Genomic DNA, 24,862 nt, shown 5'->3' on the forward strand with positions numbered 1-24,862 from the left:
GGGAATTGAATATGACACATACGGCAAGGCCCGTCCGAGGCCCGGTCAACCTGAAGATTGTCGGTGGCTTCATGGCCATGGCGATGAAGTTGATCAATCGTGACGCGCATCTGCCGGGCCTCGGCGTCTGCCATGGGCCGAGCGGCTACGGCAAGACGCAGGCCAGCATCTTCGCACGCAATATGACCGGCGCCATTGTCGTCGAGGTCGGCGACAGCTGGAACAAGAAGATCCTCCTGCAGCGGATCCTCTTCGAACTCGGCGAGCAGTCACCGAAGGGCCGGACGATCGGTGAGCTGTCTATGCAGGCGAGCGAGATCCTCGGCCGCGACCCGAACCGGCCGCTGATCGTCGATGAGGCGGATCGGCTCGTCGACAAGGGACTGGTCGAGATCATCCGCGAACTGCACGAGATGAGCCAGGCGCCAGTCATCCTAATCGGCGAGGAAGAGCTGCCGCGTAAGTTGTTGCGCATCGAGCGCGTCCACAATCGTGTCCTGGAGTGGTTTCCGGCAGAGCCTTGCGACGGTGCCGACGCCCGCCTGCTCGCGGATGCGCTTTGCCCTAACGTCGAGATTGCAGGCGACCTGGTCGAGTTGATCCGGCAGCAGGCCGATGGGCGTGCGCGGCGCATCGTCGTCAACCTGGCGCGGATCGCGGAGGCTGCTCGCAACGAGGATGTGACGCACTTCGATGTCGGCACTTGGGGCGATCGCGGCTTCTACACCGGCGAGCCGCCGGCGCCGCGCGCAACCTCGCTCTATCGGAGGGCTGCCTAATGGCGCGCCGTCCGCATCCGGAAGAGGTCGCGCTCAAGATCAAGGTGCCGCGCGGCATTGAAGGCTACTGGTCGATCATGCTCGATCTCGGCCGAGATGGCGGCACCTTCAGCGTGCCCGACATCGACGCCCGGTCCAATACCGACAAGGCGACGATCAGCGGCTATGTGAACCGGCTGGTGAAGGCTGGCTATCTGGTCCTCGACCATACTCTCCCCGTGCCCAAGGGCTCGCCGCAGCGGTTCTACCGCATCGCCAAGCGAAGCGCCGAAGCCCCGCGCGTCCGTCGCGACGGCTCCGAGGCCCCGCGTGACCAGCAATGGCGGCTTTGGGCGACCATCCGGCTCCTGAAGCGCGGCTTCACGACCGAGGAATTGGCGTTCAATGCCGGCCTGGACGAGGCCGTGCCAATCCGAACCGTTCGGAGCTACATCCAGCATCTGGAACGCGCCGGCTATCTCGGCCGTGTCGGCGTCGCCAAGGCGGGAAAGCCGATCACCTACCGGCTCCTGCGCGACACCGGCCCCAAGCCTCCGATGGTCCTCGCAACCCGCTCGGTATGGGACCAGAACCAGGCAGCCATCGTGGGCGACAGCGTGACGGAGGCGGCATCGTGAACCGTGGTCCCGTCGCCGGCCGCCAGTCCGGCACCGACTATGTCGCCAAGGTCCAGGATGCGTGGGGAATAATTCCCGACTTCGTCATGGAGTTGGCGCTTGAAGCCTCGCGCACCACGCAGAGTGCGGCGGCAAAGCGCATCGGCTACTCGGCCCCGGTCGTCTCCGAGGTGTTCGCCAACCGGTATCGCGGCGACATGGTCCGACTGGAACAGAAGGTCCGTGGCGTCCTGATGGGCGCGACTGTTGGCTGTCCGATCCTCGGCGAGATCGGCCGGGACCGCTGCCTCGATGAGCAGCGTGTGCCGTTCTCCGCGTCCTCTTCCATCCGTTCAAAGCTCTACCGCGCCTGCCGAAATGGCTGCCCGAACGCCCGTCTTCAAACACAGGAGTAGACCTCATGCTTTCCCGCAACCTGACCAAGCTCGCCTCCTCCTTCGAACGCCGAATGGTCACGGGGAACTTCGATCCCGAAAGCGCCATGGCCTTTCTGGCTTCTCTGCAGGTCGCCGCCAGGCAGGCCGAGCAGCTGGAGACGGTCGGAGCCGTCTCGGTTCCGCATCCGGCCGTCGTCATCGACAACGTCGTTCCCTTTCCGAGGCCGCAGTGATCCGGCCCGTTCACAGGGACATGGTCCTGCGCATGGCAAGCCGCGGACTTCCGCCCACGGCAATCCGGGACGCGATGGGCCGCTCCATCTCTCTCGATCTCATCCGCGAGATCGTGGCCGACGGCGGCGCATCCCAGCGTCTCCAGGCAACTGCTGTGCGGCTTGAACGCGTTCGAGCCCGTCAGGCCCGACACCAGGGAAGAGCGCCGGATGCCCGGCGCTCGCCCACCAAAGCCCCCCATACCCAAGCGAGGAAGTTCTGAATGTCTGAGGCGACCACCAACAACCCGGCTCCCACGATCGACGTCGGCGGCAAGCCGTTCATGTATGACGCGAAGGGCAATCTCGTGCCGCTCTCAGCGGTCAAGCCAATGGATCTTTTGCAGGACGAAATGGTTCGCAAGGTGATCGGCTATGCCCGCGAGCTTTCGGCCCAGATCGCTCGTTTCAAAGGCCATACTTTTGACGACGTCGGATCCCTCCAGGCGCTGATCGCTCAGGACTACGGGGCGACGCTCGGCGGCAAGAAGGGCAACGTCAGCCTCACGTCCTTTGACGGTACCCAGCGCGTGACAGTCCAGGTCGCGGACCTGCTGGAGTTCGGACCGGAACTGCAAGCGGCGAAGAGCCTGGTGGATGCTTGCCTCGCCGAGTGGTCGGAAGGCTCGCGCGACGAAATCCGCGCCATCGTCACTCGTGCCTTCAATGTCGACAAGGAGGGCCAGATCAACCGGGCAGAGCTGTTCATGCTGCTGCGGGTCTCGATCGAGGACGAGCGCTGGCAGAACGCCATGCAGGCGATCCGGGATTCGATCCGCATTATTGGCTCCAAGACCTACGTCCGGTTCCACGAGCGGGACAGCGCCGACGGCGCCTGGCGCGCCATCACGATCGACCTGGCTGCGGCGTGAGGGCATGGGGATGGCAACGTTCGACCGATCCACCGAACCGATGGCCGGCTCCACGCCGGCCAAGGTGACCGTCCAGCTGCAGCTGCTCGCTGACGGTCAGACCATCGTCCTCACGGCGGTGTGTTCCCTGCCGGCGATCGCCGAGGAACTCTTTGCCGGAATGGCGGAACAGCTGAAAGACTCGTCGCTGTTTCGCCTTGCGGATTTCAGCTTTCGGCAGCCGGTCGCCGGTGAGAGCAGCTGAGACCATGGCAGGCATTTACTGGACCGAAGGATGCGCTCGCGTCCGCAACTTCTCTGCCGCCGTGAGGTCGACGGGCAACTCCATTGTGAAGGTCGAGATCGAGGTTCTCGACGACTTCGAGCTTGGCCACCTCTTGGCTGAACTGAAGAAGCTCGCCCGCCCGGCCATCCGGAAGGGACGACGTTCCGCACCAAAGCTGCTGGAAGATCTCAGGGGGAAGGAATGAAGATCGAAGTCTCGTCGGAAGGAATGGCGCCCGAGATCCGAAATCTCCGGATCGTGGCATTGGCCCAGGCAGGCAAGGCTCCGTCAGCTATCGCCGAAATAATGAGCATTCCAGTCGGCACGGTCTACAACGCCATTCGGCAGGCGCGCATGGGCGGGATCGTCATTCCCGTTTTCAACCAGCGCACTGCGCCACCGCGCGGCAACCAGTCCCGTCGCGGGCCGGAGGATTACTCCCGACCGGCGGCAGCCCCGAAGCCGGAGGCGCCCCAGCGCCTGCGCAAATGGACCTTCGAGGACGACCAGAAGCTGACAGAGCTGATGGGGCGCAATGTGCGTCTGACCGGCATCGCTGCGATCATGCGTTATCCCTATGCCACCATCATCGCGGCTGCCGAGCGGCTGGGCCTGACGCGCGCAGGAGCTTCGTCATGAGCGCCCTGGCGAAGATCCATGTCGCCAAGAAGGCACTCGCGCTCGATGACGACACCTATCGCGATGTCCTCGGGCGGGTGACCGGCAAGCGCTCGGCGAAGGACCTGACAGTCATCGAATGCGGACGTGTCCTGGACGAGTTCAAGCGGCTCGGATTCAAGCCGGTGCCCGCCCGGCGGGCGTCTGGCGCCGTCGAAATGGAAGGACCCTACGGCGCCAAGCTGCAGGCCCTCTGGATCTCGGCCTGGAACCTCGGCGTGGTGCGGGACCGCAGTGATCGCGCGCTGGTGGCTTTCGTTGAGCGGCAGACAGGAATCGAACGCACGCGCTTTCTCCGTGATGCTCAGGATGGCGCCAAGGCGATCGAGGGCTTGAAAAAGTGGATCCGTCGCGAGGCCGGCGTGGTCTGGCCAGGACGGATGCCGCTGCCAAATGAAACGAAGTGTGCCGTCATCCTGGCTCAGCTCAAGATCCTCGACCGTGCCATCGACAATGCCGCCGCCGTCGATCCCGATTCTTATATGGCCGCCCTGGGCGTCGAGATCCGGAGGCGCCAAGCATGATCCCGTCTGGCGCCACTGCCGTCATGTCGGCTCGGAAATCGCCGAAGCGAAAGAAGGCCGGCCTGAAGTCCAAGCCGTTGCCGTGCCCGGTCGACAAGGATCCGCGAGAGGGACTGGAATTCTTCCCGACCCCGCCCTGGGCGACGCGAGCCCTGACGAGATACGTCCTGCCGCTGGTCAGCGCCGAGTTGGGCGAACAGAGCTATTGGGAGCCGTGCTGCGGCGAGGGCCATCAGGCAGAGGTTCTGAATGAGAGCTTTGGTCACGGCTACGCCTCGGACGTCTATCCCCACGGCTACGGCGCTGTCGGATCCTTCGTCGGCGCCGACGGATTCGATCTGGATATCGCTCGTTGCCCGTTCCGGCCGGATTGGGTCATCACCAACCCGCCGTTCGGACTGGCGGTCGAAGTCGTCGAGCGCGCGCTCGAGGAGGCCATCGAAGGCGTCGCCATTCTCGTGCGGACGCTGTGGATCGAAAGCGACGAGCGCTATCAGCTCTTCTCTCGCTACCAGCCAACCTTGCAGGCGACCTTCGCTGAGCGCGTCCCGATGGTTCAGTACCGCTGGGATCCCGTCGCGTCGACCGCGACCTCCTACAGCTGGATCATCTGGAGAAAGCCGTTCGTTGGCTGCGGCCACGGCGGTATGCCGAGCTGGCGAACGGTCATCATCCCTCCCGTCTGCCGTCAGGAGCTTTCGCGACCCGATGACGTCGCCCGGTTCACGGGCAGACAGAGCGTGCCGCTGTTGAGCTTTGCCGAGGTGGCGGCATGACGAAGCCCGCAATCTCGGTCACCGATCATGCGGTGCTTCGGTTCATGGAGCGCGTGCACGATCTCGACATCGCCTCGATCCGCCAAAGGATCGCGGAGCATGTGGAGAGGGCCGTCGAACTCGCGACCACCTTGGACGGCCAAGGTACGGTCACGGTGGTCAAAGACGGGTTCCGATATGTCGTGAAGGCGGGGACAGTTGTCACGATCACTAGGGAGCGTGGTCGATGACTGCATTCCTAGACTTGCTCCTTAGCCGCCCTCCGCTTCGTAAGAAGTTCGTAAAAGCAGCCACAGACTTGTTCTGTGCACTCTGCGATGGGCAGCGTGATTGGCTGGGAGTCGATGCTCTGCTCTCGCGCCTTAATCGCGGCACACGCGCGGTGTGGGAGATATTTCACTCTCGTGCCAGCCCAAAGCGAGCCGGACCGCGACCCGTCCAGCAAATGCTCTATGCTAATTTGCTCCGCTCTTCTCCGGCAGTTCGAAAGAGCCCGCTGGCACGTATCGTCGAAGCTGGCAATCGGGTCTTCGAGGCCCCGATCTGTCAGCGCGGAATGCCAGTCCTGGCTTGCCTCTCGAATGGCTCGGCCCAGCGTCCTGTTCTGCGCGCGACCGATTTCGGCTGTCAGCCAATCGATCGCTTCTGGCCGCACAAGCCGCAAAGCCTCAATGGCCTCCACCACGAATGGCCGAAGGTCCAGCGTCACACCGTTCTTGGTCACAGTCGTCATCTTGTCGCTCCCCCTAGGGCGCAGTCTATTCCGCCCGTTCGGACCCGCAATGCGGCAAGGCCATTCCAATGAACTATTCCTGGCTGCCGCCCCGTCTTGCAGAAATCGCGGAGATCGTCGGTCTCGACGCGGCTCTGCGCCTTGCTGAGATCCGGGGTGGCGCCAGGCTGATGTTTCCCCGCACGGCCAAGCCGGATCACTGGCTAGTCCAGGAGCTTGGCAGCGAGAAGGCCCAGGCATTGTGCGATCATTTCTCCTCGACGGGCGGCGTGCCTGTCGAGATCCCGCTGGGGCCGACCGGCTCGGCGGCGGGCATGAGGCAGGCGATCGATCGCCTTATCGCAGACGGCCTCTCGGCTGAGGAGATCGCCCGCCGGCTACGCGTCTCGGCGCGCAACGTGCGGCGCCGGCGCACCAACCTCGGCAACGCCGAACAGGATCCCGATCAAGGCCGCTTGTTCTAGAAGCGGTTTCGGGTAGTCTTCGAACATCCTTCGAAATGCGCCTGCGGACAGACGTCCGCATAGGCTCGGCCATGTGGTTGGCCCACCTTCCAGCTCGCTCAATTGCGATCTGGAGTCACCATGTCGTCATCCCGTTTTCTCGCTTGTCTTGCCGATACGCGTCGGCATGAAGGCGGCTATTCGACCAACCGCGCCGATCCCGGCAACTGGACCGGTGGCAAGGTCGGCAAGGGCGAGCTGAAGGGCACCAAGGCCGGCATCGCCGCGTCGTCGCACCCCAACCTCGACATCAAGAACCTGACCGACGCCCAGATCGCGCAGATCTACGAGGCCGAGTATTGGCGCGTGGTGCGCGGCGATGATCTGCCGGCTGGCGTCGATCTGACCACGTTCGACTACGGCGTGAACTCTGGCAACGCGCGGTCGATCAAGGCGCTGCAGAAGGCCTCGGGCACCGGCCAGGACGGCAAGGTCGGCCCCGCGACGCTTGCGGCTGTCCGCGCGAAGTCGCCGACCAAGCTCATCCAGACGATCAATGATGCCCGCCTCGGCTTCCTGCAGGGCCTGACCAACTGGACGACCTTCGGCAAGGGCTGGGGCGCGCGGGTCGGCGACATTCGCGCCCGTTCGCTGCTGATGGCGGGCGCGGCCATTGCCGATCTCCAGGCCATCGCCTCCAACGACAACAAGAAGGCCCAAGCCGACGAGAAGGGCGCCACGGCGGTCATCGCCGCCGGGACCGGCTCCGGGACGGGTGCGGTCACGGGCTCTGTCCCCTCTGACCAATTCGTCAATTTCAACTGGACCACGGTCGTCGGCTTGGCCGTCGCCGCCGGCGTCCTGGTCGTCTGCGGCGTGGTGTTAAAGCGCCGCGCACAGGCTCGTCGCGCGATGGCCGATGCCACGCTCGCTGTGATGGCGGAGGCTGCCTGACATGGACTGGAAATCGATCGCCGGGCCGTTGGCCCGGGCCGGCGCGACGACGCTCGGCACCATCATCGGCGGCCCACTCGGCAATGCAGTCGGAGGCGTGGTCGGCCGAGCGGCGGCCGAGGTTCTCGGAGTCGAGCCGACGCCGGAAGCCGTGGCCGACCAGATCGCGCGCGACCCCGACGATGCGGCGGCTCGCCTGAACGAGCTGGAAACAGCACGCGCCGATGAATGGGCGGCGCTGCAGGCCGAAGGTTTGAAACTGATGCAGCAGCTCGCGGCGCAGGAATCGTCGGAAGGTTGGCTCTCCTGGGGCTGGCGACCCGCACTCTCCTGGCTGATTGCGGCCATCATCCTGCAGACCTTCATCATCGCGCCGTGGATGCAGGCCCTGTTCACCGTCAACGTGGCGGTTCCCTATGACAACGTCATCGGGATTTCCGCCATCTGGCTAACGATCTACGGCGGCGGTCACACGGCGAAGGCGATCTTCGGCAAGGGGCTCGGCTCGTGAAGATCGCGCTCGAAGCCCTCCTGTCGCAGGCCGTGGCCGACTCGCCCGACGGCACCGCCGAATTCCAGGTGACCGCTCAGCGCCATCCGCGCACCCGCAATCTGGAGTTCTCCGCCGTGCAGCTCTACCGCGACACGCCGGTCGGCCAATACCTGCTGACCGGAACCGTGGTGACGCCGCTCGATCGGAAGGTGGGGACCGATGGATGACGCCGACCGGGCTGGCCGGCTCGTCCTGGCCGAGATCGAGGGAGCGCTGCGTCGCTCCCGAAGCCGCAATGAACTGCCCGCGAGCGATGTGTGTCTGGGCTGCGGCGAAGACATCGACGCGGAGCGCCGCGCCGCCGTTCCGCATGCCCGGCGCTGCTTCGATTGCCAGAGCGCCCTCGAAAGGAAGCGTCGATCGTGAACCCGTCCGATATTCAGCAGGCGCTCTCGATCGCCAGTCTTCTCGCCGCCCTGGGCGCCTCGATCTACACCTGGCTGACCACTCGATCCCGCGTGAACGAGACACAGATCGCCGCCCTGAGTGACAAGGCGGCCGAGCATGATCGCCGTCTCGACAAGGTCGAGAATGACCTTCGCCACCTGCCGGACAAGGACCTCACCCACCGCATGGAAATGACCCTCACAAAGATGCAGGGCGATATGGCGGTGCTGAATGAACGGCTGCAGCCGGTCTCGGCGATCGCCGAGCGGCTCCAGGAATTCCTGCTCGAACAGGCCAAGCGATGACCGATTTCTCCAAGCTCATCCGGGAAGAAGCCCGCCTCGTGATCCTGCGCGCGCTCGCGGACCAGGTCGACGAAACCCTGTCGTCCTCCATGCTGGAGACGACGCTGCGGACCTACGGCATCCGCAAGGAGCGCTCTTGGGTGCATGATGAACTGGCATGGCTGGCGGAGGCCGGCGCGGTCAGCATCACGCCGACTCCCGGCACAGTCCTGGTCGCGGTCCTGACCACCAAGGGACGGCGGCACATCGATCGCGAAATCGCCATCGAGGGCGTAAAGCGTCCCTCGCGCCCGGAGGTCTGACATGGCCCGGCGCGCGGGACGCGGCAGGCTGTCGAGCATCGATCTTCTCCCGGAGGCCGCCAGCCCCATCGTGGCGTGGGCGACGGGCGAACTACTGCGCGAGCGAGGGCGCACCCAGCTCGATATCCATGCCGAGTTCAACGACCGCCTGGCTGCCCTTGCCGCTGAGACCGGCGAGGCTATCCAGCCCATTTCCTTGTCCGCCTTCAATCGTCGCGCCGTGCGCCTGGCGTCGATCGCGCGGCGCCTCGAGGAGACGCGGACCATCGCCGCCGCCGTCACCGAGCGCCTCGGTCCCGACCAGACTGACGACCTCACCATCCTCGTCGCCGAGACGATCAAGATGCTGGTCTTCGAACTGCTGGAAGACCAGGACGACGACGGTAGGACAAAGGTCGACTCAAAAGGCGCCATGGAGTTGGCGCGAGCGCTGCAATCCGCGGTCTCGGCGCAGTCGGTGTCGGCCGACCGCCGTCGCAAGGTCGAGGCGGAGTTCGCCGCCAAGGCTTCTAAGGCGGTCGATGAGGTCGGTAAGGTCAAGGGCATGACCGCCGAGACAGTCGAGGCGATCAAATCGAAGATCCTCGGTGTCGGCAAATGAGCTACCTGCCGACCACCACCGAGGAATGGGCGAGGCATCGACGCCTTGCCATGCAGGAAATGCCGGCGATCTTCGCTGGCGCCAGTCTGCCGGACGTGCTGCTTGCCTACCAGGCCGAACTGCTCGCCTCGACGGCGAAGTATCAGCTCGTCGTCACGGACAAATCCCGCCGCATCGGTGCCACTTGGGGCGTGGCCGCCGACGCCGTGCTGACGTCCGGCGCGCAGAAGAGCGCGGGCGGCATGGACACGCTCTATCTCGGCTACAATCTCGACATGGCGCGCGAGTTCATCGACACCTGCGCCATGTGGGCGCGCGCCTTCGCGCCGGCCTGTTCCGAGGTCCAGGAGTTTCTCTTCACCGAGAAGGACGAGAAGGGGGCGGATCGGGCCATCCAGGCCTTCCGCATCAACTTCGCCTCCGGCTTCGAGATCGTGGCGCTGTCGTCGAAGCCGCGCTCGCTGCGCGGTCGGCAGGGCTATGTGATCCTCGACGAGTTCGCCTTCCACGACGATGCCGAGGAGTTGTTGAAGGCGGCCATGGCGCTGCTGATCTGGGGCGGCAAGGTCCTGGTCATCTCGACCCACAATGGCGAGGACAATCCGTTCAATCAGCTCATTCAGGAGATCCGCTCCGGCCGGCGTCCCGGCTACGTGATGCGCTGCACCTTCGACGACGCTCTGGAACAGGGGCTCTACCAGCGGATCTGTCTCGTCACCGGCAAGACCTGGTCACCCGAGGCAGAAGCAGAATGGCGAGCCAACATCCGGGCATCGTACGGCGACGCAGCGGGCGAGGAACTCGACTGCATTCCCTCGCAGGGGTCGGGCGTCTACCTAACGCGTGCCCTGATCGAGGCGTGCATGTCGCCGCAGGTTCCCGTCTTGCGCCTAAAGTGCCCTTCAGGCTTCGAACTGCGTTCCGACGCCGATCGACATGACTATGTCGCGGCCTGGCTGGAAGAGAATGTGAAGCCGCATCTGCGGCTGCTCGACAGGGGCCTGCAGCACTACTACGGCTTCGACTTCGGCCGCTCCGGCGACCTCTCGGTCCTCTGGCCCCTCGCCGAAGGGCGTGACCTGGTGTTCTGGACCCCCTTCGTGATCGAGCTGCGAAACGTCCCGTTCCGGCAGCAGGAGCAGATCCTCTTCTATGTCGCCGATCGGTTGCCGCGCTTCGGCGCTGGCAAGCACGATGCCCGAGGCAACGGCCAGTTCCTGGCCGAGTACGCCCAGCAACGATACGGCGCGAATCGGATCGAGGCGGTGATGCTGTCGCAGGCCTGGTATCTCGCGCACGTTCCGAAGGCGAAAGCGCGTCTCGAAGACCGCACCTGGCAATTGCCGCTCGACGCCGACGTCAGCGGTGACTTTCGCCAGATCAAGATGGTGCGCGGCATTCCTATGGTGCCGAGCGATGCGCATCGGCAGGGATCAGATGGTGGCCAGCGCCATGGTGATACCGCCGTCGCCGGCGTCCTCGCCGTGGCGGCCGCCGAGACCGACGTGGTCGAGTATGGCTACACGCCGGTCGGCGATTTGCGGAACGATTCCGAAACGAACTGGCAGGACCGACCGGCGAGCCGCGCGCGCGGCGTCGATGGCGGCCGCCGCGATGGTCTCTGGTGAGGTGAAGAATGGCGCTCTTGGATCAGTTCGGGCGACCGATGAAACTCGCCGTGTTGCGCGAGGAGATCTCCGGCCCGTCGCTGACCGGCATCCGCCGGCACTATGACGAAGTCGTCGCCTCGGGGCTGACGCCGGGCAAGCTCGCGAGCATCCTTCGGGAGGCGGTCGAAGGCGACGCCGACGCCTATCTGACGCTGGCCGAGGAGATGGAGGAGCGCGATCTCCACTATCGATCGCAGATTGCTCTTCGCAAAGGCGTGCTGCTCGGCCTGGAGCCGCAAGTCGAGGCGGCTACCGACGAAGCACGTGACCAGGAGATCGCAGAGGCTGTCCGTGATCTGATCGGCCGGCCGCAGTTCTCCGAGATGATCGAGGATCTCGTCGACGGGCTCGGCAAGGGCTACTCGGTCGCGGAGATGATCTGGGACACGACGTCCACGCCGTGGGAACCCGGCACCTACAAATGGCGGGACCCGCGCTGGTTCCTGTTCGACAAGGTCGATAGGACCACGCTGCGAATGAAGGAGGATGGCGCCTTTAACGGCGTCGACCTGCCGCCCGCGAAATTCATCGTCCATATCCCCAAGCTGAAGTCGGGCATCCCGATCCGAGGCGGCTTGGCGCGACTGGCCGCCTGGGCGTTCATGCTGAAGAGCTACACGCTGCGCGACTGGGCGGAATTCGCCGAGGTCTATGGCAAGCCTTACCGTGTGGGCAAATACGGACCGGGCGCATCCGAGGACGACAAGGCGGTTCTTCTCCGCGCGATCCGCGACATCGCCGCCGACGCCGGCGCCATGATCCCTGACTCGATGATGATCGAGTTCATCGAAGCGTCAAACCGTGGCGAGCCAGTTTTCGGGGCGCTCGCCGAGTATCTCGACAAGCAGGTCTCGAAGGGCGTTCTCGGTCAGACGATGTCGTCGGACGACGGCGCGAGCCGCGCCCAGGCCGAGGTGCACAATGGCGTGCGAATGGATATCGCCAAGATGGACGGGCGCCAGCTGGGGCGGACGATCTCTCGCCAGGTTGTGGTCCCCTTTGTGCTCGTGAACTACGGGCCGCAGAAGATCTATCCCGAGGTGACGTTCCCGGTACCGGAGCCGGAGGACTTGAAAGGGCTCACAGACAACCTGGAGAAGCTCGTTCCCATGGGTCTGCGCGTCGGGACCTCGGTAATCCGCGACAAGCTGCAGATCCCGGATCCGCAGCCGGGCGAGGAAATCCTCGTCGCGCCGGCTTCGCGACCGGCAGCGCCAACCCCAGCGGAAGCGCCCCGCCAGGCAGCCGTTGCCGCCCTCGGGCCAGTTTGCTCCGGTTGCGGACAGCGCCACGCCCTGGCCGCCTCCGCGCCGACAGATCCGCTCGACAGCTTGATCGGAGCCGCGCTCGAAGGATGGGAGCGTCCGCAGCGGCCCCTGTTCGCGAAGATCCGGTCGGAATGGATGGCAGCGACTTCTTATGACGATCTCAAGGTGCGGCTGGATGCGCTTGCCGGCAGCCTGCCGGTCGCGGAGCAAGCCCAGGTGCTTGCGGTCATGACCATGATCGCGCGCGGGCTCGGCGAGGCGGGGCCGGGCTGATGGCCGAGGTTCTCGGCCCTGATGGATTGTTCGCCGAAGCGCCTGAGCCCGTCCGGCGCTTCTTCCGCTCCAAGCGCTCGCTCCCTTCCTTCAGCTGGCAGGACGTCGCGCCGGCTGAGCACGCCACCATGTTCACGGTGGCGAAGACCGCTGGCTATGACGTGCTCGAAGATCTGCGCGCCGCCGTCGACGACGCGATCGTCAATCGAACGCCGTTTGAAACCTTTCAGAGCCAACTCGAGCCGATCCTCCGCGCCAAAGGCTGGTGGGGACGCTCCTTGGTCGAGGATCCGCTCACCGGGGAACTCGTCGATGCACAGCTCGGCAGCCCTCGTCGGCTTCGTACCATCCATTGGGCCAACGTCTATTCCGCGCACGCGGCCGGCGAATGGGAGCGGATTCAGAACACGAAGCGGGTGCTTCCGTTTCTTCGCTATGGGCTGACAGTCTCGAAGGAACCGCGCGAGGAACACGCAGCCTGGTTTGGCGTCATCCTGCCGGTGGACCATCCTTGGTGGGACACCCACTTTCCGCCAAATGGCTGGGGCTGCAAATGTCCCGTCGAGCAGCTCTCCCGCTTCCGGGCTCAGAAGCTTGGCTATGATCCGGCAAAGGAGCCACCGGACCTCGGAACCACGTCCTGGACCAACGGGCGAACGGGCGAGACGGTAGAGGTTCCGAACGGTATCGACCCCGGCTGGGAGGGTAATCCCGGCAAGACACGCTCCGACTCCATGAGCGCACTCGCAGCTGGTCGGATCGAGCGCATGCCGCCGGCGGCGCAGGATGCGGCGGTTGCTGATCTCACACGCTCGCCGGTTGGTCGGGCCGTGACGAACGGGAGCATTCCCTATCGACCCGGTGCCACGGACATGGCGAACAGGCAAAATGGGTCCATCAGCGTCCCTGTCGCGGTGCTACCGAAGTCGGTGTCGGAGGCATTCGAGGCGCAGTCGCCGGTCGTCCGCTTCTCGGTTGCGGATGGCTACAAGATGCGGGATCGGCACCCGGAGATCGATGTCGAGGACATTGCGCGGGTGCATCGCGCTCTGCGAGATCCGTCGACACGTCTAATCGTGGAAGCGAAGGAGCGGAACCTCCACCTGATTTTCGACGATTGGCATGCCGTGATACGGCGCACTGCCGATGGAGCCTGGACGTTCCTTAAGACGCTGCATCGGTGGGGAAATGATCCGGGTTACGGCGAACGGGTCGCCAAACGCGGCAAGTCGATCGAATGAGTTGGGGAATGCTCCCGAGGCGGTGGCCGCACCGCCTCCGGCCAGATGTCCGGGCAGGCAATTCCGGGAGCCCACTAAACTTATTGTCGAAAGACCTTCCAGGCAAGGCGTAGCTGCTGCGCCCATTCGGGTACCCCAGGCTGCTTCATCGTCATGCTCATGTACGGCTGAACGCTCCGGTTCAGCAGGGGGAGAAAGTCCTGAACAGCATCATAGTGCGCCTGACGCACATCGGAGTTCTCGTTGTCCAGGTTGGCGAGGTGGACGGCATGGCCATCCAGCAGACGAATTATCTCTTCCCCGAAGAGGAATTGTGCCCGGCGACGCACGTTCGTCAGCTTCGCTCTGTCGGACGGGTGCAGATAGAAATCCTTGAGCGAGTCGAGAGTGACCTCCGAAATCGCGAGATAGAGTTTGTACCGTTCCTCGAACAGGTCGCGCACCACAGCCTGATGGCTCGTGCGCCACTGGAAATAGGCGATTGACGCTGCAAGCGTCGCAACTGCAATAGCGAGATAGCTGTCCATCAGGCCCCCCAGAAACACTGTAGACCACTATGACATGGTCCATTCGGCGGAGAAGGCCGAGGAGACCAGCAGGGCGGATATTCGGTCCGGATGGCGGCGGAAATGGCAAACGCCCGTCCAACCCCCTTAGAAACCGCTTCGAACGCGCAAATTATCGGCTATGATCCCGGTGCTTCGACGCACCAGCGGATCGAGGCCTGCGGACATCGGTCCGCAATGCTCCTCTGAGCCGCGCCCGGCACATTCGCCGGCATGAAGCTCGCAACCGCATCCACCACGATCCTCTCGTCTCTCTGCGCCGACGGCAAGGCGCCCGAGTGGATCATGCTGTTTCCGGCTGGGCTGATCACTGCACAGGATGGGCGGCAATGGGTGAACGACGATCCCGCCCAGGTCGCTGACAAGTCGCTGCGCGGCGTCGACCTCCCGATCGACTGGGAACATGCCGCCGATCACAAGGCACCGAAGGGGGAGGAGGCGCCTGCCGCCGCCTGGATCGATCAGCTCGAAGTCCGCGACGGAGCGGTCTGGGCGCATGTGAGCTGGACCGATGCCGGTCGAGCCTCCGTCGAGTCGCGGTCCTACCGCTATGTCTCGCCCTCCTTCCTTCACGACGCCGGCGGTCATGTTCGCCGGTTGCTCGGCGCCGGGCTCGTGAACCGCCCGGCGATCACAACCCTGCCGGCTCTTGCTTCCGGCACAACCTCGGATCCCGACATGGAAAAAGCTCTCCTCGACGCGCTCGGCCTGGCCGCCGGCGCCACCGCCGCCGATGCCGTCATGGCGATCGGCAAGCTGCGCGGCGATCTGCAGGCTGCCACGGCCTCTGTCCAGCAGCCGGATCCGACCAAGTTCGTGCCGAAGGCGGATCTGGAGCTGGCACTGGCTCGCGCCTCGGCTGCGGAAACGAAGCTCGAAGATAACGCCAAGGCCGCCGCCGAAGCCAAAGCCACTGCCGCCGTCGATTCCGCGATCGCAGCAGGGAAGATCGCTCCGGTTTCCAAGGATCACTACCTCGCGCTGGCACGCGAACGCCCCACCGAGGTCGAAGCGCTGTTCGCGACACTTCCCCCGCTCGGCCTCGCCCAGGTCTCCGACAAGGGTGGTGCTCCGCCGGTGACAGTCGGCCAGCTCACGGCCGAACAGAAGGCACTCTGCGCGCAGACCGGCGTCTCCGAGGCTGACTTCCTCAAGGCGCTCGGCTGAGCCCCAACCAACAAGGACCGACCCTCATGGCCGCGTTGACTTCCCCCCGCAATACGCCCCGGCGTGACAATCCCGCGATCCGCGAGCCTGTGGCGGCGGCGCGGATCCTTCAGGGCGCGCTCGTCGTGCTCGAAGCCGGCGCCGCCAAGCCCGGCAAGACGGCGACCGGCCTGATCGCGCTCGGCGTCGCCGAGGAAACCGGGGAGATCGGCGATCGCGTTCGCACGCGCGCTGGCACTTTCCGCTTCGACAATTCGGCCGCGGCCGATGCCATCGCTGCCACCGAGATCGGCAAGACGGCCTACATCGTCGACGACCACACCGTCGCCAAGACCGACGGGACGGGCACCCGTTCCGCCGCCGGCACCGTCTTCGACGTCGATGCCCAGGGCGTCTGGGTCAAGGTCGGCTAACCCCACACCAGGAACGAGACACCATGCTGATCAATTCCACCAACCTTCGAAACCTCGGCGTCTCGTTTAAGGCGTCGTTCCAGGGCGGCCTCGGACAGGCAGCGCCGCTCTCTTTGCGCGTCGCGACCGAAGTGCCGTCGTCGACCAAGGCCAACGAATATGGCTGGCTCGGCAAGATCCCGAACGTCCGCGAGTGGATCGGCGAGCGCGTGATCCAGGGCGTCGAGGCGTCCGACTACACGATCAAGAATCGGTCGTTCGAGCTGACCATCGGTGTCGGCCGCGACGACATCGAGGACGACAACGTCGGCATCTACTCGCCGCTGTTCCAGGAAATGGGTTTGTCGACGGCCGCTCACCGCGAGCTGCTGATCTTCGGCCTGCTCAAGAACGGCTTCTCGACTGCCTGCTACGATGGCCAGTACTTCTTCGACACGGACCATCCGGTGCTCGACGAAGACGGCGACGAGGTCTCGGTGGCGAACACCGACGGCGGTTCGGGCGCGCCCTGGTTCCTGATCGATGACTCGCGCGCCCTGAAGCCGATCCTGTTCCAGAAGCGCAAGGACTGGAACTTCGTCGCCCGCGACAATCCCGATGATGAGAACGTCTTCTCGAAGAAGGAGTTCGTCTACGGCGTCGATGCCCGCCACAATGTCGGGTTCGGCTTCTGGCAGTTCGCCTGGGGCTCGAAGCAGACCCTCGACCCCGCCCACTATGCCACGGCCCGCGCCGCCCTCGGCAGCATGAAGGGCGATTACGGCCGGCCTCTCGGCATTACGCCCAAGCTTCTCGTCGTTCCGCCGCTGCTGGAGAGCGCCGCCCTCAAGATCGTCAACAACGACCTGGGCGCCAACGGCGAGACCAACGAGTGGAAGGGTACCGCCGAGGTGCTCGTCTGCCCCTGGCTGGCCTGATCGGCGCGGCTTTCTAGCGGCCCCGGTTCCACCGGGGCCGACGGTAAACCGCGCATTGGGGATCCATCATGACGACCAGACGCATCGCACAGACCAAGGCCGCAAAAACCGCGAAGCCGGATCAGGGCACTGACCAACCTTCGAAGGCCACAACGCCGACCGATGTGGGCTCGGCCGAAAGCGGCGTCGGCGATGGTGCTGCCATGCAGGACGCAGTCGACAGCGCAGTGACCGCTTCGACGGTCGCAGAGTCCGAGCCGGCGTCGGAGACTGCCGAAGGCACGGCGGATATTCGGTCGGCTGACGACGACCAGGCTGACCTGACTGTCAGCCATGACATCTCCGCACGCGGCGCGGCTGCAGGTGACATCGTCGATCTGATCGACGTCCTGGTCGTCACCGGCCCTGCCAAGGGTGCCCGTCGCGCCGGCCTGCGTTTCGGCCCCGAGCCGCAGGTGCTGCCGATCTCGATCCTCCGCCAGGAGGAGATCGACGCGATCGAAGGGGACCATCGTCTTTCGACCCAACGCGAACAGCGTCCGGCTTCGAACCCGTTCTGAATACTCGACCGTACGGCGGCTCGCTCTTGCGATCCGTGCGGCGAGACACTCCCGGCCGACCGCCCCACTGGTCGGCCGGGAGCCCCCTCTACCGACGAGGCAGTCATGACCACCGGCAACCCCTTCTCAAAAGAACTGCCAGCCGGGTTTCCTGGAGAACTGTCGGCTGCGCAGTGCGACCCGCTGCAGGTCATCACCTTCGCTGCCGAGGGGCTGTGGGACATTCTCGACGCCTTGCCAGACAAGGCAGCGGGGACGCTGGCCAAGCGTCGTCTGCAGGAGACCGTGTTCTGGGCTGGCCAAGCTGCCTCCACCGTCATGGTGTCGAAATGAGCTATTCGAGCCGTGCCGACATCGAGCAGCTCTATGGCCTGCCGTTCTTGACGACGATCCTGCCCGATCACGAAGACGATGCGACCGATCCGGATCAGGTCGCCAACGCCGCGATCGAGGCTGCAGCCAACCAGGCGGCTTCCCACATCGATTCCTATCTCGGCGTCCGCTATGCGCTGCCGCTCGGCGCGATCCCGGATTTTCTGGTGTCGGTTTCCGTCGACATCGTCGTCTACACGCTCTGCAACACGCACGATCGCCTGACTGACGAGATCACGAAACGCTACGAGCGCGCGATCGCCTGGCTGCGCGATGTCGCGGCGGGCAAGGCGGGCCTCGGCCAGACTCAACCGTCCAACGCCGAGAGCGGCGCCGGTGGCCCGACGGGCGCGGCTGTCTTCGGACGCCCCCGGAGGAACTACTGATGGCCGGCGCGGCAATTACAGTCGATATTGTCGGTCTTGCGACGGCGGCCGGGCCGATCGAGCATCTCGCGTCGCTGGAACGCTCGGAGCTGCTCGACGGCCTCGGCCGCCTGGTGCAGGAGCAAACCCGCCGGCGCATCCGTGAGACCAAGACCGGCCCAGACGGGCAGCCGTGGACGCCGAACCGCGCCGGCACCTCCATCCTCCTCAAGGAAGGTACGCTGGCCAACTCGATCGACTACGCGATCGAGGGGAACCAGGTCGCGGTCGGTAGCGGATTGGTCTATGCGCGCATTCACCAGCTCGGCGGCACGATCGTTCCGAAGAATGCCCAGGCTCTCCGCTTCGTGGTCGGCAGCCAACTCGTCTTCAGCAAGAAGGTGACTATTCCCGCGCGGCCCTACCTCGGCGTCTCCGGCGAGGACCAGGAGGAGATCGAGGCGACGGTTCTCGATTTCCTCGCCCTTGTCGCCGGCGAGGGAGCGACACCGTGAGCCGCGTCGTCACATTCGCCACTGCTGTGGCCGCCACGATCAAGACAGGCGTCCCGTCGGTCACCGAGGCAACGTGGCAGCTCGGCCGTTTCAACCTGGATGATCTCGCCCGTGTCACCGGTCGCGGCGCCTTCGTCGTCGTGGGCGTTCTCGGCGCCAACGTCGATCGCGGCTCCGACAGCGCGCCATCGGCGCTCGCCAGGGTTGCCGCCTTTGTGGTCACGAAGGGCAAGAAGGCCGAACGGGAACATCAAGCGTGGTCGATCGGTGAGGCCATCGCGGTCCTGGCGGATGGCAAGGCGCAATTTTGGGGCCTCCAGGGGCTGGGTGTGCCGATGAAGGTGCGCCTGGAACCGCTCACCTCGGCCCTATCGGACGACAAGGGTGTCGCTCTACTGGCGGTTCAGTGGGAACAGAAGCTGCATCGCATCGGCGAAGGCGTCTTCGACAATGATCCCGAGCCGCCGACCCAGCTGTTCATCTTCGGCGAAGAGCAGAACGGAGGTGACGATGCGCCTGGCCCGTGAACTGCGCTCCGTCCGCAAGGATCTCGAAGACCTGAGCCGGCGCTTCGCCACCAGCCAAATGACTGGCCGGGTCGCGGCCGTCGAAGGCAAGCGCGTTCGGATCGAGTTTGGTCAGAACGCGGAGGGGAAGAAGTTCCTGTCACCCTGGCTGCAGGTTCAGGAGGCGGCCGGTGCAAAGTTCGGCGGGATCTCTACCCATTTTCCGATCGGTATCGGCGAGCCCATGCGGGTGTTTTCGCCGACCGGCGAACTCGGATCTGCGTCAATCGCCGTCCGCGACTCCTACGCCGAAGACGCGCCTCGCCCGACCGACCAGGACAGCGCGGCAGTCATCACCAACGGCAAGTCGTCCGTCACGCTCGATGGCGACAACATCGTCCTGAAGGGCAAGCACATCCTCCTGCAGGGCGAGGAGATCGTCACCGATGGCAAGACGAAGCTGAACAACGGAACCCGCAAGGTCGTCTTCGAAGGCAGCAAGGACACCGATGGCGACACGAACAACGAAGGCGCCGACGGCGTCTTGGTCTGAAGGAGAAAGCTATGGAAAAGACCGACTACATCGTCACGGACAAGGCCGGCTCCCATGTCGCCGGCAAGCGCGTCACTGCCGGACAGCCCATCTCGCTGACGGAGGCCCAGGCGCGATACGAGCTGCTGCTCGAGTCGATCCGGCCGGCTGACGAAAAGGTGCCCGTCGAGCCGTCTTCGAAGCCCGCTCGAAGCGCTGGGAAGTAGGCGTTCGAAATGGCGCGAACCGGCATCAATCGAAACACGGGCAAGGTGATCGTCGGCTGGGCGCACTGTGTTCAGAGCATCGGTGTCATCATCTCGACCCGCTTGGAAAGCCGGTTGATGCGCCGCACCTTCGGCAGCCTTGTTCCCAAGCTTCAGGACGCGAATGCTTCCCGCCGTATCCTGCTTGAGCTCTACGTGGCCATTGCTGACGCTCTGGCGAAGTGGGAGCCCGGCTTCCGGCTGCAAACTATCAATCTCGAAACGGGCGGTCGGGACGGCGTCTTCAAGTTCGTCCTTTCTGGCGTGTTCTATCCGCGTGGGCATCTGAGCGACTACTCGCTTTCCGAGCCGCAGAGCACGCTTGTGACGGCAACCGCCAACGACAACGGCTTCGTCATTCTGAGCGAGGCTGCATGAGCCGCTTCGACACCATCGAGCTTTCCAGCCTCCCGGCACCGGCCGTCATCGAGACGCTGGATTTCGAGACACTGTTCGGAGCGTTTCGAAGCGCCTTCGAAGGGCTGATGCCCGACTACGACGTCGGCGCTCTCGAAACCGATCCGGCGATGATCGCCGGTCAGGCTTTCGGCTGGGAGCGCCTGAAGGATCGCGCCCGCGTCAACGACGCCGCGCGTTCCGTGATGCTGGCCTTCGCGCGAGGCAGCGACCTCGACCAGCTGGCCGCCCACTATGGCGTCGAGCGCGTCGTCCTGGTCCCCGCCACCAGCACGGCGCCCGCCGTTCTGGAAGATGACGCGCGCTTCCGCACTCGCGTCCAGCTCGCGCCGGAGGCCATGGCGACGACCGGCACGCGCGGCGCCTATATCTTCCATGCGCTGGCTGCGGATCCCGCCATCAGCGACATCGGGCTGATCGTGCCGCGTCCCGGTGAGGTCCACGTCATCATCATGGCCGGCGCGACCGGCGAGCCGACATCGACGACGGTCGACAGCGTCCGCGCCCGCCTCACGCGCGACGACATCAAGCCGCTTACCGATGCCGTGGTGGTTCGCGCGGTCGGCATGGTGCCCTATTCGGTCGCGGCGACGCTGGAGATCGCGCGCGGCCCGGATCCGGCGCTGATCCGCCAGCAGGCCGTTGCCTCGCTCCGGGCCTATGCGGCGTCCCGCCAGCGGGTCGGCGCTTTCGTCGCCGTCTCCGGCCTGCATGCTTCGCTTTCCGTCCCCGGCGTGCAGCGCGTCCGGCTGCTGCAGTGGTCGCAGGATCTGACCGTGGGGCTCGACCAGGCGCCCCGTCTCGATACGGTCGACGTGACGACGGAGCTGGTGGAATGACGGTAGCGCTCACCGCCGATCAGCTCGCGATGCTTGAAGCATCGGCTCGCGCCATGCTGCCGAACAATGCGACCCGCTACGAGCTGTCGCTGGTCGGCGGCATGCTGTCGTCGGCGCTGCAGGTGCCGATCGGCGATCTCTGGAATGCCGATCGCTGCCCCATCGCCTTGCTGCCGTTCCTTGCCTGGGCGTTCTCGGTCGACGTCTGGGACGAGGCGTGGCCGGAGGAGGTCAAGCGCTCCGTCGTTCGCAACGCGATCCCGCTGCACCGGATCAAAGGCACGCTCGAAGGCATCCGCCGCCACGTCCGGCTCGCCGGCGGTGAAGTCGTGCGGGCCGTGTTGCCGCCGGCGAAGCTCTTCCTCGGTCAGACGCTGACGCCGGCCGAGCGCCGCGCCTTCCTGGCGAACTTTCCTGAGATCCGGATCACGTCCGTGGTCCAGCGCGGCCATGCGGGACGCGCCTTTTTCCCCGGTCCGATCCAGCCGGGCCCGTATCGTCGCAATGCCTTCCTGGCCGACGCCGGCGGCGCGGTCAGCTTTCCGGCCGATCTGCAGGCGCGCGAGCGCTTCGGACGCCGTGGTCTCTATGTTGACGGCGGCGTGTCGATCCCGCTCGCCGTCGCCGAGATCCGCCAGGACGAGAATGGCGCACCGATCGACGCGTTCGAGCGCCTGGTCATCCCCGGCCGTGCCGCCGGCGGCTACTTCACCGACGCGCCGCGCTTCCAGCGCTGGCTCGGCCAGGCCGTGGCGGCCGAGCGCGTCGTCTCGCTCAGCATCGTGCCGGCGGAGACGCCCACGCCCGTCGCCGTGCGCGGCGGGCTGATGCCGATCTCGGTCGAGCCGGAGACCATCCGGGTTCCGGGAGAGAACCGGTGGGGCGCTTTCTGCGGCCGTTTCGCCGGCCGCTTCTTTGTCGAGACCCGCGCCGACGTCTCGATCTACCAGTCGATCCGCCTGCATGACACGACGCGGGCGATCGCCCGGCGCAAGGCCTTCACCTTCCTCAATGCCGATCGCTTCGGCATGGACGCTTTCACCGCCGAGCTGGACATCGCCATCCGTGGCCGGCGGCCGCGCATCATTCAGAACCAGTACATGACCGGCTTCCTCTACGCGGGCGACCGCGAGAAGGAGGCCAAGGTCTACCGCGCCATCGTGGCCTCCAAGGCCGCCCGCGACACCATCCTCGTCAACACCAAGATCAGCCGCCCGCCTACGCTCGGAAACGACCTCTTCGTCGGTCAGGTCCGGGTCGGCGAATTCGTAAGGGGTTAATTCCATGCGTCAGCAAGTCATCTTCCGGAACCGCCAGGAAACGCAGGCCGGCGATTTCAATAGCGTGCAGGACTATGTGAAGGGCACGTTCGACGATCTCGTCCGCGACGCGATCGTCTCCGGCCGCGCCTTCGCCGGCTTCACCGTCTCCGAAAAGTCGGCGACGGAGCTTTCCGTGGCGCCCGGCCGCCTGGTCTCGGACGGCGCGATTCATCTGCGCCAGGACGAGGTGACGCTCTCCGTCTTCGACTACCTGCCGGTGGCCGCGAAGCGCGTGGTGACGGTCATCGCCTGGGGCTCGACCAACGAGACTGATGTCCAGCCGCGCGACTTCCTGGTCAATATCGAGACCGGCGTCACCGAGCCCCAGGCCGTTGCCATGCAGCGCAGCCTCTATGCCAACATCAACCTGCTGCCAGGCATCGAGAGCGCCGATCCGCAGCCGGCGCCGATCGAGGCGAACTATCTCGCCATCGCCCATGTGCGCCTCGGCACCACCGGTATCGAAGAGATCACGATGGTCGAGGCCAACCGGCTGCCGCAGGTCGCGGCCGTCGCCAGCCGCGTCACCGGCCTGGAGAGTTGGCGCGGTCAGGTCGAGCCGCGCATCGCCACCATCGCCTCCGACATCTCGGCGCTGGCCTCGCAGATCCGGCTGGCCGCGCCTGGCAACATCCTGCTCGACATCGCCGGCGACGTCGCCCGTCTCAAGGAGGTGAACGGCCTCCCGGATGATTATGCGCAGTACGGCGCCGATCGCTTCCTCGACACGGACGAGACCGAAACCACCAATCCGGAATATCTCGCCAAGACCGAGGAAGGCATTCGCTTCGCCCCGGAGGCGATGGGTGACGCCCAGCTCACCGTCTTCAACCCGCTGGATCAGAAGTCCAAGGTCGACAATGGCGTGCTGCTGCCCGCCTTCGACCTGGTGCCGCGCCTGCAGGTGCTGGACTATGCCGGCGAGGTCTCGATCGCGCAGTACCAGTACCAGACCTTCGAGATGGTCGAGCGGACGATGTCGCGCCAGCGCATCCGCTATGGTGCGGAGTTCGTGGTCTGCACGAACGCCAACTGGTGGAAGTCCGGCCGTTACGACAGCGTGACCAACACCTTCAAGGTCGGGACCGAGGTGTTCACCGTCCTCAATCCGCAGGACACCGGCGGCAAGCACAACACCATCCGTCTGCAGCAGATCTTCGTCGACACCTATGACGAGCCCTATTGGGACGCCGTCACCATCGACCACACCGTCAACGGCTCGCAGTGCTGGCAGTCCTTCCTGAACAGCCAGGACGGCTGGTGCAAAGGCGTCGGCCTGTTCTTCCCGAAGCTCGCCGGCTCGGGCAACGTCCATGTTGCGCTCTGCGAGCTGACCGCGTCCGGCACGCCCGACCGCGAGAAGGTCATCGCCACCGTCACCATCGATCGCGGCAGCCTCAAGCTGTTCCCGGCCGAGACCTTCATCGAGATCTCCGCCACCTTCCTGCAGGCCGGCAAGCGCTATTCCTGGCTGATCACCACCGGCGGCAATCACTTCCTCGGCGTGGCCACCGGCGGTGCCTATGTCCAGGGCACGTTCGGCTATACGACGGACGGCGCCTACTACGACGGCGATCTGACGAAAGACCTCATGATGAAGGTCTATTTCGCGCAGTTCCGTCAGTCCCGTGTCGTGGTCGAGCTGAACCCGCTGTCGCTTTCCGGCGGCATCGCGGCGATCGACCTGATCGCCGGCATGGTGGCGCCGAAGTCGACGGCCGTCACCTTTGAGGTCCAGGTGGCCGGCGTCTGGCGTCCGCTGTCGGATGTCGACACCAAGGCGCTCGTCGGCCTGCCGCCGCTCTTGCCGTTCCGCGTGGCTTTCGTCGGCACGACCGACATCATGGCCGGCGTGAAGATCTCCGGATCTCGCGTCCGTGTCTCGCGGCCGCGCACGACCTTCAAGCACTTCTCGACGCTCCGGACGCTCGCGGCGCCGACGTCCGAGGTGCGGCTCGATCTGCTGCTGCAGGGCTGGGATCCGGCCAAGCACGCCATCACGCCGACCCTGAAGATCGGCTCGACGATCGAGACGCCCGACGTGACCGAGACGATCGCCGCCGATCCTGGCGACCCGAAGACGGTCATGAAGCGCTTCATCTTCAACCTGGCCGCGCCGACCAGCTCCTACGTGATCGTCATCGCCGGCACCACCACCACTGCGCTCGACGTCTATCTCGTCAACGAGCGCGTCGACATCGCCTTCTGATCGGAG

37 protein-coding genes are annotated in these 24,862 nt (G+C 65.2%); 36 read left to right on the forward strand and 1 reads right to left on the reverse strand.

What is annotated here, in order from left to right:
• Positions 1 to 71 precede the first annotated feature (71 nt).
• The 22 genes from WFK98_RS13870 (at position 72) to WFK98_RS13975 (ending at position 13,890) form a co-directional block, all read left to right on the forward strand.
• Complete coding sequence (locus WFK98_RS13870) at positions 72 to 779, forward strand: ATP-binding protein (RefSeq protein ID WP_336800627.1); 708 nt, start codon at positions 72 to 74, stop codon at positions 777 to 779.
• A complete protein-coding gene (locus tag WFK98_RS13875; RefSeq protein ID WP_336800628.1) occupies positions 779 to 1,396 on the forward strand; it encodes a hypothetical protein in 618 nt (205 codons plus the stop codon). The genes WFK98_RS13870 and WFK98_RS13875 overlap by 1 nt, the downstream gene beginning before the upstream one ends.
• Entirely contained in the window at positions 1,393 to 1,791 is a 399-nt protein-coding gene (locus WFK98_RS13880; protein ID WP_336800629.1) for a transcriptional regulator, read from the forward strand. The genes WFK98_RS13875 and WFK98_RS13880 overlap by 4 nt, the downstream gene beginning before the upstream one ends.
• Before the next feature lie 5 nt (positions 1,792 to 1,796).
• On the forward strand, positions 1,797 to 2,006 hold the full coding sequence (locus tag WFK98_RS13885; protein ID WP_336800630.1) for a hypothetical protein: 210 nt from the start codon (positions 1,797 to 1,799) through the stop codon (positions 2,004 to 2,006).
• A 263-nt stretch (positions 2,007 to 2,269) separates the two neighbouring features.
• Positions 2,270 to 2,917 carry a DUF3164 family protein gene (locus WFK98_RS13890; RefSeq protein ID WP_336800631.1) on the forward strand — a complete coding sequence of 216 codons (648 nt, stop codon included), beginning with the start codon at positions 2,270 to 2,272 and terminating at the stop codon, positions 2,915 to 2,917.
• Positions 2,918 to 2,927: 10 nt separating this feature from the next.
• Positions 2,928 to 3,161: a hypothetical protein gene (locus tag WFK98_RS13895; RefSeq protein WP_336800632.1), complete on the forward strand. Its 234-nt coding sequence runs from the start codon at positions 2,928 to 2,930 to the stop codon at positions 3,159 to 3,161.
• A gap of 4 nt (positions 3,162 to 3,165) precedes the next feature.
• Positions 3,166 to 3,387, forward strand: coding sequence for a hypothetical protein (locus WFK98_RS13900; protein ID WP_336800633.1), 222 nt, complete (start codon positions 3,166 to 3,168; stop codon positions 3,385 to 3,387).
• Positions 3,384 to 3,821, forward strand: a complete 438-nt coding sequence (locus WFK98_RS13905; protein WP_336800634.1) for a hypothetical protein — start codon at positions 3,384 to 3,386, stop codon at positions 3,819 to 3,821. Before WFK98_RS13900 ends, WFK98_RS13905 begins: the two co-directional genes overlap by 4 nt.
• The gene (locus WFK98_RS13910) at positions 3,818 to 4,384 is read left to right on the forward strand and encodes a regulatory protein GemA (protein WP_336800635.1); all 567 of its coding nucleotides are present in this window, start codon (positions 3,818 to 3,820) and stop codon (positions 4,382 to 4,384) included. Before WFK98_RS13905 ends, WFK98_RS13910 begins: the two co-directional genes overlap by 4 nt.
• A complete protein-coding gene (locus WFK98_RS13915; protein ID WP_336800636.1) occupies positions 4,381 to 5,160 on the forward strand; it encodes an SAM-dependent DNA methyltransferase in 780 nt (259 codons plus the stop codon). Before WFK98_RS13910 ends, WFK98_RS13915 begins: the two co-directional genes overlap by 4 nt.
• The gene (locus tag WFK98_RS13920) at positions 5,157 to 5,390 is read left to right on the forward strand and encodes a hypothetical protein (RefSeq protein ID WP_336800637.1); all 234 of its coding nucleotides are present in this window, start codon (positions 5,157 to 5,159) and stop codon (positions 5,388 to 5,390) included. Before WFK98_RS13915 ends, WFK98_RS13920 begins: the two co-directional genes overlap by 4 nt.
• A 571-nt stretch (positions 5,391 to 5,961) precedes the next feature.
• On the forward strand, positions 5,962 to 6,357 hold the full coding sequence (locus tag WFK98_RS13925) for a hypothetical protein (protein ID WP_336800638.1): 396 nt from the start codon (positions 5,962 to 5,964) through the stop codon (positions 6,355 to 6,357).
• Positions 6,358 to 6,477: 120 nt separating this feature from the next.
• Entirely contained in the window at positions 6,478 to 7,290 is an 813-nt protein-coding gene (locus tag WFK98_RS13930) for a glycoside hydrolase family 108 protein (protein WP_336800639.1), read from the forward strand.
• A gap of 1 nt (position 7,291) precedes the next feature.
• On the forward strand, positions 7,292 to 7,801 hold the full coding sequence (locus WFK98_RS13935; RefSeq protein ID WP_336800640.1) for a 3TM-type holin: 510 nt from the start codon (positions 7,292 to 7,294) through the stop codon (positions 7,799 to 7,801).
• The gene (locus WFK98_RS13940; protein ID WP_336800641.1) at positions 7,798 to 8,010 is read left to right on the forward strand and encodes a hypothetical protein; all 213 of its coding nucleotides are present in this window, start codon (positions 7,798 to 7,800) and stop codon (positions 8,008 to 8,010) included. The genes WFK98_RS13935 and WFK98_RS13940 overlap by 4 nt, the downstream gene beginning before the upstream one ends.
• Positions 8,003 to 8,209: a TraR/DksA C4-type zinc finger protein gene (locus tag WFK98_RS13945; RefSeq protein ID WP_336800642.1), complete on the forward strand. Its 207-nt coding sequence runs from the start codon at positions 8,003 to 8,005 to the stop codon at positions 8,207 to 8,209. Before WFK98_RS13940 ends, WFK98_RS13945 begins: the two co-directional genes overlap by 8 nt.
• A complete protein-coding gene (locus WFK98_RS13950; protein WP_336800643.1) occupies positions 8,206 to 8,535 on the forward strand; it encodes a DUF2730 family protein in 330 nt (109 codons plus the stop codon). The genes WFK98_RS13945 and WFK98_RS13950 overlap by 4 nt, the downstream gene beginning before the upstream one ends.
• The gene (locus WFK98_RS13955; RefSeq protein ID WP_336800644.1) at positions 8,532 to 8,837 is read left to right on the forward strand and encodes a VpaChn25_0724 family phage protein; all 306 of its coding nucleotides are present in this window, start codon (positions 8,532 to 8,534) and stop codon (positions 8,835 to 8,837) included. Before WFK98_RS13950 ends, WFK98_RS13955 begins: the two co-directional genes overlap by 4 nt.
• Position 8,838: 1 nt before the next feature.
• A complete protein-coding gene (locus tag WFK98_RS13960) occupies positions 8,839 to 9,438 on the forward strand; it encodes a DUF3486 family protein (protein ID WP_336800645.1) in 600 nt (199 codons plus the stop codon).
• Positions 9,435 to 11,066 carry a hypothetical protein gene (locus tag WFK98_RS13965; protein ID WP_336800646.1) on the forward strand — a complete coding sequence of 544 codons (1,632 nt, stop codon included), beginning with the start codon at positions 9,435 to 9,437 and terminating at the stop codon, positions 11,064 to 11,066. The genes WFK98_RS13960 and WFK98_RS13965 overlap by 4 nt, the downstream gene beginning before the upstream one ends.
• Before the next feature lie 38 nt (positions 11,067 to 11,104).
• Positions 11,105 to 12,649, forward strand: a complete 1,545-nt coding sequence (locus WFK98_RS13970) for a DUF935 domain-containing protein (protein ID WP_442907413.1) — start codon at positions 11,105 to 11,107, stop codon at positions 12,647 to 12,649.
• The gene (locus tag WFK98_RS13975) at positions 12,649 to 13,890 is read left to right on the forward strand and encodes a phage head morphogenesis protein (RefSeq protein WP_336800648.1); all 1,242 of its coding nucleotides are present in this window, start codon (positions 12,649 to 12,651) and stop codon (positions 13,888 to 13,890) included. The genes WFK98_RS13970 and WFK98_RS13975 overlap by 1 nt, the downstream gene beginning before the upstream one ends.
• A gap of 80 nt (positions 13,891 to 13,970) precedes the next feature.
• Here the strand turns inward: WFK98_RS13975 and WFK98_RS13980 are convergent, their stop codons facing one another.
• Positions 13,971 to 14,417, reverse strand: a complete 447-nt coding sequence (locus tag WFK98_RS13980; RefSeq protein WP_336800649.1) for a hypothetical protein — start codon at positions 14,415 to 14,417, stop codon at positions 13,971 to 13,973.
• 252 nt (positions 14,418 to 14,669) lie between these two features.
• On the opposite strand from WFK98_RS13980, the gene WFK98_RS13985 reads away from it, so the two are divergent.
• The 14 genes from WFK98_RS13985 (at position 14,670) to WFK98_RS14050 (ending at position 24,856) form a co-directional block, all read left to right on the forward strand.
• Positions 14,670 to 15,623, forward strand: a complete 954-nt coding sequence (locus WFK98_RS13985) for a phage protease (protein ID WP_336800650.1) — start codon at positions 14,670 to 14,672, stop codon at positions 15,621 to 15,623.
• A 26-nt stretch (positions 15,624 to 15,649) separates the two neighbouring features.
• A complete protein-coding gene (locus WFK98_RS13990; RefSeq protein WP_336800651.1) occupies positions 15,650 to 16,036 on the forward strand; it encodes a hypothetical protein in 387 nt (128 codons plus the stop codon).
• A 23-nt stretch (positions 16,037 to 16,059) separates the two neighbouring features.
• Positions 16,060 to 16,953, forward strand: a complete 894-nt coding sequence (locus WFK98_RS13995) for a Mu-like prophage major head subunit gpT family protein (protein WP_336800652.1) — start codon at positions 16,060 to 16,062, stop codon at positions 16,951 to 16,953.
• A gap of 68 nt (positions 16,954 to 17,021) precedes the next feature.
• The gene (locus tag WFK98_RS14000) at positions 17,022 to 17,513 is read left to right on the forward strand and encodes a hypothetical protein (RefSeq protein ID WP_336800653.1); all 492 of its coding nucleotides are present in this window, start codon (positions 17,022 to 17,024) and stop codon (positions 17,511 to 17,513) included.
• A gap of 105 nt (positions 17,514 to 17,618) precedes the next feature.
• A complete protein-coding gene (locus tag WFK98_RS14005) occupies positions 17,619 to 17,846 on the forward strand; it encodes a hypothetical protein (protein ID WP_336800654.1) in 228 nt (75 codons plus the stop codon).
• Complete coding sequence (locus WFK98_RS14010) at positions 17,843 to 18,271, forward strand: gp436 family protein (RefSeq protein WP_336800655.1); 429 nt, start codon at positions 17,843 to 17,845, stop codon at positions 18,269 to 18,271. The genes WFK98_RS14005 and WFK98_RS14010 overlap by 4 nt, the downstream gene beginning before the upstream one ends.
• Positions 18,271 to 18,765, forward strand: coding sequence for a phage virion morphogenesis protein (locus tag WFK98_RS14015; protein ID WP_336800656.1), 495 nt, complete (start codon positions 18,271 to 18,273; stop codon positions 18,763 to 18,765). The genes WFK98_RS14010 and WFK98_RS14015 overlap by 1 nt, the downstream gene beginning before the upstream one ends.
• Entirely contained in the window at positions 18,762 to 19,292 is a 531-nt protein-coding gene (locus tag WFK98_RS14020) for a hypothetical protein (RefSeq protein WP_336800657.1), read from the forward strand. Before WFK98_RS14015 ends, WFK98_RS14020 begins: the two co-directional genes overlap by 4 nt.
• Positions 19,276 to 19,824 (forward strand): phage baseplate protein, encoded by a 549-nt coding sequence (locus WFK98_RS14025; protein WP_336800658.1) that lies wholly within the window; start codon positions 19,276 to 19,278, stop codon positions 19,822 to 19,824. Before WFK98_RS14020 ends, WFK98_RS14025 begins: the two co-directional genes overlap by 17 nt.
• Before the next feature lie 11 nt (positions 19,825 to 19,835).
• Positions 19,836 to 20,030, forward strand: coding sequence for a hypothetical protein (locus WFK98_RS14030; protein ID WP_336800659.1), 195 nt, complete (start codon positions 19,836 to 19,838; stop codon positions 20,028 to 20,030).
• 9 nt (positions 20,031 to 20,039) lie between these two features.
• Positions 20,040 to 20,447, forward strand: a complete 408-nt coding sequence (locus WFK98_RS14035; RefSeq protein WP_336800660.1) for a GPW/gp25 family protein — start codon at positions 20,040 to 20,042, stop codon at positions 20,445 to 20,447.
• Positions 20,444 to 21,325, forward strand: coding sequence for a baseplate assembly protein (locus WFK98_RS14040; protein ID WP_336800661.1), 882 nt, complete (start codon positions 20,444 to 20,446; stop codon positions 21,323 to 21,325). Before WFK98_RS14035 ends, WFK98_RS14040 begins: the two co-directional genes overlap by 4 nt.
• Positions 21,322 to 22,605 (forward strand): phage tail protein I, encoded by a 1,284-nt coding sequence (locus WFK98_RS14045; RefSeq protein ID WP_336800662.1) that lies wholly within the window; start codon positions 21,322 to 21,324, stop codon positions 22,603 to 22,605. The genes WFK98_RS14040 and WFK98_RS14045 overlap by 4 nt, the downstream gene beginning before the upstream one ends.
• 4 nt (positions 22,606 to 22,609) lie before the next feature.
• Positions 22,610 to 24,856 carry a hypothetical protein gene (locus WFK98_RS14050; protein WP_336800663.1) on the forward strand — a complete coding sequence of 749 codons (2,247 nt, stop codon included), beginning with the start codon at positions 22,610 to 22,612 and terminating at the stop codon, positions 24,854 to 24,856.
• The last annotated feature ends 6 nt before the right edge of the window (positions 24,857 to 24,862 follow it).

The organism is Kaistia sp. MMO-174 (assembly GCF_037147815.1).
Lineage (GTDB): Bacteria > Pseudomonadota > Alphaproteobacteria > Rhizobiales > Kaistiaceae > Kaistia > Kaistia nematophila.